Annotated in this window: 9 protein-coding genes; 5 read left to right on the top strand and 4 right to left on the bottom strand. The window is 30.7% G+C overall.

Annotated elements, in window-relative coordinates:
- Nucleotides 1-53 precede the first annotated feature (53 nt).
- From TOPB45_RS03200 to TOPB45_RS03210, 3 genes are read left to right on the top strand one after another with little or no spacing between them, the layout of a single operon-like run.
- The gene (locus TOPB45_RS03200; RefSeq protein ID WP_013909415.1) at nucleotides 54-917 is read left to right on the top strand and encodes a glycosyltransferase family 2 protein; all 864 of its coding nucleotides are present in this window, start codon (nucleotides 54-56) and stop codon (nucleotides 915-917) included.
- Complete coding sequence (gene recG / locus TOPB45_RS03205; protein WP_236608022.1) at nucleotides 914-3,391, top strand: ATP-dependent DNA helicase RecG; 2,478 nt, start codon at nucleotides 914-916, stop codon at nucleotides 3,389-3,391. Before TOPB45_RS03200 ends, recG begins: the two co-directional genes overlap by 4 nt.
- An 18-nt stretch (nucleotides 3,392-3,409) precedes the next feature.
- On the top strand, nucleotides 3,410-4,234 hold the full coding sequence (locus tag TOPB45_RS03210; protein WP_013909417.1) for a prephenate dehydrogenase/arogenate dehydrogenase family protein: 825 nt from the start codon (nucleotides 3,410-3,412) through the stop codon (nucleotides 4,232-4,234).
- On the opposite strand, the gene lgt is transcribed toward TOPB45_RS03210, so the two are convergent.
- From lgt to alaS, 4 genes are read right to left on the bottom strand one after another with little or no spacing between them, the layout of a single operon-like run.
- Entirely contained in the window at nucleotides 4,193-4,984 is a 792-nt protein-coding gene (gene lgt, locus TOPB45_RS03215; RefSeq protein ID WP_013909418.1) for a prolipoprotein diacylglyceryl transferase, read from the bottom strand. The two genes, TOPB45_RS03210 and lgt, sit on opposite strands and share 42 nt — an antisense overlap.
- Nucleotides 4,962-5,639 carry an endonuclease III gene (gene nth, locus TOPB45_RS03220; RefSeq protein WP_013909419.1) on the bottom strand — a complete coding sequence of 226 codons (678 nt, stop codon included), beginning with the start codon at nucleotides 5,637-5,639 and terminating at the stop codon, nucleotides 4,962-4,964. The genes lgt and nth overlap by 23 nt, the downstream gene beginning before the upstream one ends.
- A gap of 38 nt (nucleotides 5,640-5,677) precedes the next feature.
- A complete protein-coding gene (locus TOPB45_RS03225; protein WP_013909420.1) occupies nucleotides 5,678-6,346 on the bottom strand; it encodes a hypothetical protein in 669 nt (222 codons plus the stop codon).
- A 1-nt stretch (nucleotide 6,347) separates the two neighbouring features.
- The gene (alaS, locus tag TOPB45_RS03230; RefSeq protein WP_013909421.1) at nucleotides 6,348-8,948 is read right to left on the bottom strand and encodes an alanine--tRNA ligase; all 2,601 of its coding nucleotides are present in this window, start codon (nucleotides 8,946-8,948) and stop codon (nucleotides 6,348-6,350) included.
- A gap of 175 nt (nucleotides 8,949-9,123) precedes the next feature.
- Here alaS and metK point away from each other — a divergent pair, with 175 nt between their 5' ends.
- Together metK and ahcY are read left to right on the top strand one after the other, a co-directional pair.
- Nucleotides 9,124-10,287: a methionine adenosyltransferase gene (gene metK, locus TOPB45_RS03235; RefSeq protein ID WP_013909422.1), complete on the top strand. Its 1,164-nt coding sequence runs from the start codon at nucleotides 9,124-9,126 to the stop codon at nucleotides 10,285-10,287.
- A gap of 10 nt (nucleotides 10,288-10,297) precedes the next feature.
- On the top strand, nucleotides 10,298-11,554 hold the full coding sequence (gene ahcY / locus TOPB45_RS03240; protein WP_013909423.1) for an adenosylhomocysteinase: 1,257 nt from the start codon (nucleotides 10,298-10,300) through the stop codon (nucleotides 11,552-11,554).
- The last annotated feature ends 2 nt before the right edge of the window (nucleotides 11,555-11,556 follow it).

Consider the following 11,556-nt stretch of genomic DNA (forward strand, 5'->3'; position numbering starts at 1 on the left):
AATTTTTATAAGTTTTTTGAAAGGTTCCATTTAGCGTATAAAATAAATAAATAATGAGAAAGCCTTTAATATCCGTTATTATTCCTACTTATAATAGAGCATATATTTTGCCTAAAGCTATAGAAAGTGTTTTAAATCAAACCTTTAAAGATTTAGAAATTATAGTAGTTGATGATGGTTCAACAGATTCTACACCTTATTTAATCACTAAATATCCGGTTAAGTATGTAAGAAAGCCTAATCAAGGAGTAGCAAAAGCAAGAAATACAGGAATATTAAAATCTAAAGGAGATTTTATTGCTTTTCTGGATAGCGATGATGTTTTTGTTGAAACTAAGCTGGAAAAACAAATTAAATTTTTAGAAAAATATCCAGAATATAAAATTGTTCAAACAGAAGAAATTTGGTATAAAGGAGAAAGGAAAATAAATCCCAAAAAAATTCATCAAAAAGCAGAGGGATGGTTTTTTGATAGAGCTATAAAACTTTGTGTAGTTTCTATTTCTACTGTTTTAATTAAAAAAGAAATATTTAATGAGATAGGTCTTTTTGATGAAAATTTCCCAGTTTGTGAAGATTATGAATTCTGGTTAAGAGTAGCTTTAAAAATGCCAGTTGGGCTTATTAAAGAATATTTAGTTATAAAAAGCGGAGGTAGACCTGATCAATTATCAGCTAAAAAGGGGCTTGATTATTATAGAACTCTTGCGCTTATTAAGCTCTTTAAGAACTATCAAAAGGATTTAAAATTAGAACAAAAGATAATGCTTTATGCTGAAGCAAAAAGGAAGTTTGAAATCTTTTATAAAGGTGCATTAAAACACGGAAATTTAGAAAAAGCTTATACTCTTAAAAGGATTTTTGAAGAAACCTTCGGTGATTCTATAATAAGTCCATATAAATATTTAAGAGAATGATGAAAGATATAAATAACTCTATTCAAGAGTGGATTTCCAAAATTTTAAGACCTCTTGAATTTGTTTCCAAAAATAATTTTGCAAATTTACCTAAAACTAAGGGTCTTGAAAAAGCTTTAATAAATCTCATAAATAATGCTCCTTCTGATATAAATCATATTAAAGAAAAACTTTTAGAATTTTCTTTAGGTTTAGAGGAAAGTTCTTTAGAAGAAAAAAAAGAAAGAATAGCTAAAATGCTTAAACTACTTAAATCTTTAAATTTTTCTCAAGAAAAAAAAGAGGTAGCTAATTCTGAAGTATCTGAAAAACCAGATTTTTTTACTTGGGGAATCTCAAGAAAAGAAATATCTCTTGAAACCTATTTAAGGTATAAAGAAATTCTTAAACAGCCTGTTCAATTTTTAAAAGGAATAGGTCCAAGCATTGCTAAAAAACTTGCCAAAAAAGGTATTCATACTTTAGAAGATCTTCTTTATTTTCTTCCAAAAGATTATGAAGACAGAAGAAAAGTTATTCCTATAGGAGATCTTAGAGAAGGACAAAGAGCTGTAGTTTTTGGAGAAATTCTTAAAAGTGGAACATCTCAACTTTATAAAAGAAAAATATTTTATGCTCAAATTACTGATGGGACAGGCTTTTTAACCCTAAAATGGTTTAATTTTAATGAAAGGGTTTGGAGAAAACTTTTAGCACCTGGAAAAAATATTTTTGCTATTGGAGAAGTTTCTCGTTTTGGAAAGGAATTGGAAATAATACATCCAGAGCTTATAGAAGAGGGTGATGAGGATAAGTTATCTGTAGAAATAGGACATATTGTACCTGTTTATTCTTCTATAGAAGGAGTATCAGAAAAATATTTTAGAAAGATCATAAAAAGTGCTATAGAAGAATATGGAGATTATTTAGAAAGTTCTATTCCTTTAGAAATATTGAAAAGAAGGGGTTTTGTACCTTTAAATGTAGCCATTAAAAATTTACATTTTCCAGAGCCAAAAGAAGATATACTTTTATTAAAAAGAGGAGAAAGTATTTACCACAAAAGTCTTTCCTTTGATGAGTTTTTCTTTTTAGAATTAGCTTTAGGTCTAAGAAAGGGAAGAATAAAAAAAGAAAGAGGTATAAAATTTAACACAGAAAGTAAGTTAGTTGAAGAGTTTATAAAAAAATTACCCTTTGAATTAACTGATGCTCAAAAAAGAGTAATAGAAGAAATAAAAAATGATATGGCAAAAGAAGTTCCTATGAATAGACTTTTACAAGGAGATGTTGGGTGTGGTAAAACTGTAGTTGCCTTTATTTCTGCTTTAATTGCTATAGATAATGGTTATCAAGTAGCTTTTATGACACCAACTGAAATTTTAGCAGAACAACATTATTACAATTTTCGTCAATATGCTCAATTAATGGGAATTTCAACAGCTTTACTTACAGGAGGAATTCCACCTACCAAAAAAAGAGAAATTTATCACGGTCTTTCTACAGGTTATATAAATTTTGTAATAGGAACTCATGCTCTTTTTCAAGAAAAAGTAGAAATTAAAAAACTGGGACTTGTTATTATTGATGAACAGCATCGTTTCGGAGTTTTACAAAGGGCTGCTCTTAGAGAAAAGGCAAAAGGATTAATTCCAGATACTTTAATTATGACAGCAACTCCTATTCCAAGGACTCTTGCCCTTACCATATATGGAGATCTTGATTTATCTATTATTGATGAAATGCCCAAAGGAAGAAAACCAATTATTACTGAACTTTATCATGAATATAACAAAAACAGAGCTTATCAAAAGGCTAAAGAAATTCTAAAAGAGGGGCATCAAGCTTATGTGATACTTCCTCTTATTGAAGAGTCTGAAAAAGTGGATTTAAAGGCAGTGACTACTTATGGAGAATTTCTTCAAAAAGAAATTTTTAAAGACTTTAAAGTAGGAATATTACATGGAAAAATGAGTTCATACGAAAAGGAAAAAATAATGCATGACTTTAAAAGAAAAGAAATTGATGTTCTTGTGTCTACTACAGTTGTTGAAGTAGGAGTAGATGTTCCTAATGCAACAGTTATGATTATTGAACATGCAGAAAGATTTGGGCTTTCTCAGCTTCATCAATTAAGAGGAAGGGTGGGAAGAAGTGATGTACAGTCTTACTGTTTTTTAATAGCCTACAAAATTTCTACGGATAGTCCTGCCTATCAAAGACTTCAAATTTTATGCGAAACTAATGATGGATTTAGAATTGCAGAAGAAGATTTAAAATTAAGAGGACCTGGAGAATTTCTTGGAACAAAACAATCGGGCTATTTAGAATTTAGAGGAGCTGATATAGTAAAAGATTATCCAATACTTCTTCAAGCAAGAGAAGAAGCATTTAAACTTATAGAAAAAGATCCGGAACTTAAAAATTATCTTATTTTAAAAGAAGAACTTATGAGAAGATGGGAAGAAAGACTAAAACTTTCTGAAATAGCCTAAATTGCAGGAGGTAATGAAATGGATGAAAACTTTAGGGTCGGAATTATTGGTGGAAAAGGGAAAATGGGAAATTTTTTTAAAAATTTTTTTGAAAAAAAAGGTTATCCTGTAGAGGTTTCAGATGTTAATACAACACTTACAAATATTGAGCTTGTCAAAAGAAATAAAATTATTTTAATATCAGTTCCCATAGAAATTTTTCCTGAGGTAGTAAAGGAGATCTCCTCATTTGTTAGAGAAACCCATTGGGTAATTGATATTTGTTCTCTTAAAAATGAACCTGTTAAAGTAATGAAAAAATTTTTAAAAAAAGGAGAAATTTTAGCTACCCACCCCCTTTTTGGTCCTTATGAAGAGGACCTAAAAGGAAAAACTATAGCCTTTTATCCTGTAAGAGGAAAAGAGATTGTTAAATGGTTTAAAAATTTAATGAGTAGCGAGGGATTAAATTTAGTTAAGATTTCTCCTAAAAAGCATGATGAAATTATGGCTCTTGTTCAGGTTATAAATCATTTCTGGCTTATACTTCTTGCTAAAACAATTAAAGATTCTGGGTTTAATTTGAAAGATTTAATATACCTTTCAACACCCAGTTTTTTAAGACAACTTCATATTTTAAAACGTCTTGCTAAGCAAGATCCTCAGCTTTATGCCAAAATTCAACTCGAAAATCCTTTAGGGAAAAAATTTAGAAATCTTTTATGTAGAAATTGTAAAGATTTAGCAAAAGCTTTTAATTCAGAGAAGGCTGAAGAGGAGTTTAAAAAACATTTTATCTTAGCAAAAAAGGTTGCTGAAGAATTAGAGATACTTCTTGATAAAATCTTTCCTGAGAAAATATAAAAGAAGAATTCCAGAAATTATCATTATTAAGCATAAAAATTGCCCCATAGTCATCCAACCTAAAAATAAATTAAAACTTTGAGCAGGCTCCCTTAAAAATTCAAAAAGAAATCTTAAAGTTCCGTAAAGAATTAAAAATATAGCTAATTTTGTTCCATAAGGCCATTCTTTTTTTCTTAAATTCCACATAAATAAGAATAAGAAAAGCCCAGTAACTAAGCATTCATAAAGTTGGACAGGGTGTCTTGGAATAGGTCCTCCCTCAGGAAAAATCATAGCCCAAGGAAGATTACTTGGTTTACCGTATAATTCCCCATTTATAAAATTTCCTATTCTCCCAAAAAAAAGTCCAATAGGTGCTGTAACTACTATCAAATCAGCCCACCATAAAAAGGATTGTCCATTTTTTTTGATGTAAATATAGCCTGCTAAAACACTTCCTATTAATCCTCCGTGAAAGGACATTCCACCTTTCCAGATAGCAATTATTTCTAAAGGATTTTTAAAAAAATAATCGGGATAATAAAAAAAACAAAAACCCAGTCTGGCGCCAATTACAAGGCCTAAAAAGCTATAAAAAAGAAGATTTTCCAAAAAAGGATAAAGCTCTTTTAAATTCTTTTCTTTTAATTGATATCTACACAAAAAAAGGCAACAAAAAAAACTTATTACATACATTAGTCCATACCATCTTACTGCTAAAGGACCTACTTTGAAAATTACAGGATCAATTTGAGGATAGGTAAGCATTACATAAATCCTTTAAAATACATTCCTCACATTTAGGTTTTCTACCAAGACATATTTTTCTTCCGTGAGCTTGAATAAGATAGGGAAAAGCAAACCAATCCTTTTTAGGAACGATTTCCATAAGCTCTTTTTCCATTTTTTCAGGCTGTTTTGAGCTTACTATTCCAAGACGTTGAGAAATTTTTCTTACATGAGTATCAACGGGTATACCTTCTACTATTCCATAGGCATTAGCAAGAACAATATTGGCTGTTTTTCTTGCTACACCAGGAAGTTCAAGTAGTTCTTCCATAGTTTTTGGAACTTCTCCATTATATTTTTCTACAAGGATTTTGCAACACTCTTTTATATATTTAGCCTTTTGTCTATAAAAACCTGTACTTTTTATATCTTCTGCAAGTTCGTCAAGATCAGCTTCTGCAAAATCCTTAGCGGTTTTATATTTTTTAAAAAGATCTTTTGTAACTTCGTTTACTCTTTCATCTGTACATTGAGCAGAAAGTATAGTGGCTACAAGAAGCTGAAGAGGATTTTTAAAATTTAAAGCAATTTTTGCATCTGGATAAGTCTTTTTAAGTCTCTTTATGATTTCTCTAACTCTTTTTTTAAGTTCTGAGAGTTTTTCTTTTTTCTCTTCTTTTTCCTTTTTTGCCATGATTTTTAAATCAATTTTAGAAATTTATTAAATACTTGTCAAGAAAGAGGCACAAATAATTTATTAAATTCTTCTTTTAAAGCTTTTTTAAATTCTATTTGAGAAGGAAGGGAAGGAAAGATTTCAAATGCTTTAGAAGATTTATAAGCTTTTTCTACTATATTTTTGGCTCTTTCTACCAATTCAGAACATTTAGTTGTTTCAATTTTTTCTACAATACTAAAAAATTTTATTAATCTAAAAAATTTATTTTTTTTCTTTTCAAATTCTTCTATAGGTTTTTTTTCTTCTACTATTTCCTCCAAATCAAGGATTAATTTTTTCATTTTATCAAGAAGAGGTATTTGAATTTGTTTCCTTAATTGTTCCTCAAGAAGTAGAAATTCTTGTGCCAATATAAAATAACTTTCCTCTGAAAAGTCTCTATTGAGTATATTTTCTCTAAACCATAAGGCAAATTCTTTTCTTAAAAGATCTACAAGATACATAAAATCAAATTCTTGATGTTGTAAAAGAAATTCTAAATCCTTTATATTTAGAGTGTCTCCTATAAAAGGGATTTCTTTTTTACTGTAAATATGTAAAAGAGCCCAGAGAAAATGCTGAGGTTTAAAACCTACTTCTTTATCCTCTATAAAAAATGCACCTTCTTCATCTTTATATCTTTTAAATACTTCATTTATCCATTCAAGGGTATAAAATTTCATTTTAAAAATTAGGCAATTCCTTTTGTAATAAAGCTTTTATATCTTCTACCTTAACTTTTTCTTTAAAACTACCTTGAGAGAGTTCAGGTTTCCCTCCACCCTTTAATCCTACAAATTCTTCCAATTTTTGAAAGATTTTATGAGCTGGGTATTTATTTGCCAAATCTTTAGTTACCATACAAACTGCAAGGGGAAGTTCTTTTTCTCCGATAAGGAAAATTATTCCTGAACCAAGTTTATTTTTAAAATAATCCCCTATTTCCCTTAGTTCTGCCATATTTTCAGTTTCAAAAGAGGCAACAAGGACTTTAACTCCATTTATTTCCTCAACTTCTTTCAGCTTTTCTTCAAGACTTTTTTTAATATCTACACTTTTAAGTTTTTTAATTTCTTTTTTAAGCCCATCTATTTCATTAAAAAGAGCAGATATTTTCTTTTCCAAATCTGTAGGTGTGGTTTTTAAAAGTTTTGCAGTATTTTCAATTTTTTCTTCTAAGTTTTTAACCCATTCATAAGCTTTAAGTCCAGCCAAAGCAGAAATTCTTCTTATTCCTCCTGCAACACTGCTTTCTGAGATTATTTTAAAAAATCCTATATCTCCTGTTCTCTTAACATGGGTTCCTCCACAAAGTTCCATAGAAATTTCATTTATTTTAACTACTCTTACAATTTCTCCATATTTTTCCTCAAAAATTGCTATTGCTCCCATTTTTTCTGCTTCTTCCTTTTTTATCCAAAATATTTCAACAGGATGATTTTCTAAAATCCATCTATTCACTAATTCCTCTACAAGATTGAGTTCTTTTTGGGTTAGTGCTTGAAAATGGGTAAAATCAAAGCGAAGCCTTTCTTCTTCAACAAGTGAACCAGCTTGTCTTACATGAGGACCTAAAACCTTTCTTAAAGCTGCATGAAGAAGATGAGTTGCAGTATGATGTCTTTGAATGTGAAATCTTCTTTCTTGATCTACTTTCATCAAAATTTCTTCATCCTTTTCAATTACACCTTTAGTAATTTTAACTTTATGATAAATAATTTCATGAAATTTTCCCGTTTCTAAAACTTTTCCTTCTCCTTTAGAACCTATAATTATTCCGGTATCATAAACCTGTCCACCACCTTCAGGATAAAAAGGGGTTAAATTAGTAATCAAATAGTAAAAATCGTTTTCTCTTTTAATTTCTATGACTTTTGCTTTAGTTTCTAAGGTTTCATAACCTACAAATAAAGTTTGTAAATCTTCTCTAATTAAATCTTTAATAAATTGAGGTGCTCTTTCTAAAGCACCTTTCCAAGATTTTCTACTTTCTTCTCTTGCTTTTTCTTTTAATTTTTCAAAGGTAGTTAAATCTAAAGAAAATCCAAGAGGTAACACTTGATCTCTTACAAGATCATAAGGGAAGCCATAGGTATCATAAAGTTTAAATAAAACTTCACCAGGAATAATTTTTTTATTTTCCTTTTGGAGTCTATCTATCTCTTTTTCGAGTATCTCAAGTCCAAGATTTAAAGTTTCTAAGAATTTTTCTTCTTCTATTTTAAGAATCTTTTTAGTTATGTTTTCATTTTTTAAAAGTTCTGGATAAATATCTCCAAATTCTTGAATAACTGGGTCAACAAGTTTATAAAGAAAAGGCTCTGTTAAACCAAGAATTTTACCAAATCTTTCTGCTCTTCTTATGATTCTTCTTAATACATATCCTCTTCCTTCATTAGAAGGCATAATTCCTTCTGAAAGTATAAAAACACTTGCTCTTATATGATCAGCTATTACTCTAAAAGCTACCTCAGTATCTTTATTTTTTTTAAAGGATCTTCCTGAAAGTTCCTCAATTTTTGAAATAATTCCTGCAAAAAGATCTGTCTCATAATTAGAAGGAACTCCTTGAATAACTGCTGTAATTCTTTCAAGTCCCATTCCTGTATCTATACAACCCTTAGGCAAAGGTTTAAGATTTCCTTTTTCGTCTTTTTCATATTGCATAAAAACAAGATTCCAAACTTCTAAAAATCTATCACAATCGCATCCAGGAGCACAATCAGGTTTTTTACATCCGAATTCCTCTCCCTGATCATAGACTATTTCTGAACAGGGTCCACAAGGACCAGTATCTCCCATTGCCCAAAAATTGTCTTTTTCTCCTAATTTTATAATTCTTTCCTCAGAAAATCCAGCGATCTTTTTCCAAAGAAAAACTGCTTCATCATCCTTTTCATATACAGTTACATAAAGTCTATCCTTAGGAAGATTTAAAACTTTTGTAATAAATTCCCAAGCATAAACTATAGCTTCTTCTTTAAAGTAATCTCCAAAGGAAAAATTACCAAGCATTTCAAAAAAAGTGTGATGTCTTGCAGTATATCCTACATTTTCCAAATCATTATGTTTTCCACCTGCACGAACGCATTTTTGGCAAGAAACAGCTCTTTTATAAGGTCTTACTTCTTCTCCTAAGAAGACTCTTTTAAATTGAACCATCCCTGCATTAGTAAAAAGAAGGGTTGGATCATCATGAGGAATAAGAGATGAGCTTGGAACTAATTCGTGACCCAATTTGACAAAATAATCAAGAAATAGATTTCTGATAGTTCTCCCTTTCATAACCCTTCCCAAATTATTTTTTCAAATTAATTCAAATTAATAAAATTATCACCATTTATTAATTTTTCTACCTTTTTGGGCAATTTCTATCTTATTGCTTTATTTCAAATATATAGTAAATTTTGCAATTAAAGTTTAAGTTTTTTCTCAAAAATACAAATCAGGGGGGAGGAAAATGCTTGCAAGAAATTTTCTTTTTACTTCAGAATCTGTTGTAGAGGGACATCCTGATAAAGTGGCTGATCAAATCTCAGATGCTATATTAGATGCAATTTTAGAAAAGGATCCATATGCAAGAGTAGCTTGTGAAACCTTGGTTAATACTGGGATGATTCTTATTGCAGGGGAGATTACAACTGAAGCTCGTGTTGATTATGCCACTATTGCAAGAGGTGTGGTAAAAGAGATAGGGTATAATCACTCAGATCTTGGATTTGATTATCAAACCTGTGCAGTTCTTATTAGTATAGATAGACAGAGCCCTGATATTGCTATGGGAATAGATAGAGATGGGGAAATAGGAGCAGGGGATCAAGGACTTATGTTTGGATACGCCTGTGATGAAACTCCAGATTATATGCCTATGCCTATTTGGTATGCTCATAAATTGGCCATGAGACTTGCAGAAGTAAGAAAAAAAGGAATTTTACCCTTTTTAAGACCTGATGGAAAAACTCAAGTTACTGTAAGATATGAAGATAGGAGACCTGTAGATATTCACACTATAGTTATTGCTGCTCAGCATGATCCAACCGTTACTCAAAAAGAACTAAGAGAGGCTATAATTGAAGAAGTAGTTAAAAAAGTGATTGCTCCTGAACATCTAAGACCTGATACAAAGATACTTGTAAATACTACAGGAAGATTTGTTATAGGTGGTCCTCTTGCTGATTGTGGAATGACAGGAAGGAAAATAATAGTTGATACTTATGGAGGAAGGGGACACCATGGAGGAGGAGCTTTTTCTGGTAAAGATCCAACAAAAGTTGATAGAACCCCTTCTTATTATGCAAGATATGTAGCTAAAAACCTTGTTGCTGCAGGAGTTGCAAGAGAACTTGAGGTACAAGTAGCTTATGCTATAGGAATACCAGATCCCTTGGCTATAAATGTGAATACTTACGGAACAGAAACTATTCCGGTTGAAAAGATATTAGATATCATAAACAAACTTTTCTGTTTTAGACCTAAACATATGATTGAATATTTAAATCTTAGAAGACCCATTTATAGAAAGACAGCTTGCTATGGGCATTTTGGGAGAAATGAACCTGAATTTACTTGGGAAAAACTTGATATGGTTGAGAAAATAAAGGAACTTGCTCACTTTGATAAATAGGGGGTTAAGAATGGATTTTCATGTAAAAGATCTTTCTTTAGCAGATGAAGGGCTTAAACTTATAGAATGGGCTGAAATGGATATGCCTGTTTTAAGACAAATAAGATCCCGTTTTAATCAAGAAAAGCCTTTAAAAGGGATAAGAATTGGAGGGTGTTTACATATTACTACAGAAACGGCAAATCTTGCAAGAACATTAAAAGAAGGAGGAGCTGAGGTTTATCTTTGTGCATCAAATCCACTTTCTACAAAAGATGAAGTAGCTGCAGCTTTGGTGAAATACTTTGAAATTCCTGTTTTTGCTATAAGAGGTGAAGATAAAGAAACTTACTATTCCCATATAAAGGCAGTTATAGATAAAGAACCTCATATAACCATAGATGATGGAGCAGATTTAGTAACTACCCTTCATAGAGAGAGACCTGAAAAGCTTGATAAAGTTTGGGGAGGGACTGAAGAAACTACAACAGGAGTTATAAGACTTAAAGCTATGGCAAGAGATGGTGCATTGAAATATCCTATTATCGCAGTAAATGATGCTTTAACTAAACACCTTTTTGATAACCGCTATGGTACAGGGCAATCAACTATTGATGGTATTTTAAGGACTACTAATAGGCTTCTTGCAGGTTCTTATTTTGTGATTGCTGGTTTTGGATGGTGTGGAAAGGGTCTTGCTATGAGAGCAAGAGGAATGGGAGCAAAGGTAATTATTACAGAAGTTGACCCCTTAAAAGCATTAGAAGCTGTAATGGAAGGTTATTTAGTAATGCCTATGGATGAAGCTGCTGAAATTGGAGATTTTTTCTGTACAGTAACAGGAAATAAATCAGTTATTAGAAAAGAACATTTTCTAAAAATGAAAGATGGAGCAATAATTGCTAATTCAGGACATTTTGATGTGGAAATAGACCTTGAAGATTTAAAAAGTATATCAACAAAGGTAAGACAAATAAGAAAAGAAGTTGAAGAATATACCCTTATAAATGGAAAAAGAATTTATCTTCTTTCTCAAGGAAGGCTTGTTAATTTAGCAGGAGCAGAAGGACATCCTTCTGGAGTTATGGATATGAGCTTTGCTAATCAAGCTCTTTGTATTGAGTATATTGTTAAAAATAAAGATAAACTTGAAAAAAAAGTTTACCCAGTTCCTGAAGAAATTGACAAAGAAGTAGCAAGGCTTAAATTAATAGCTATGGGGGTAAAAATAGACACTCTAACTCCTGAACAAAAAAAATACTTAAGTTCTTGGGAAGAAGGAACATAAAA

Origin of the sequence: Thermodesulfobacterium geofontis OPF15, from assembly GCF_000215975.1 — a bacterium.
GTDB classification, from domain to species: Bacteria; Desulfobacterota; Thermodesulfobacteria; order Thermodesulfobacteriales; family Thermodesulfobacteriaceae; genus Thermodesulfobacterium; species Thermodesulfobacterium geofontis.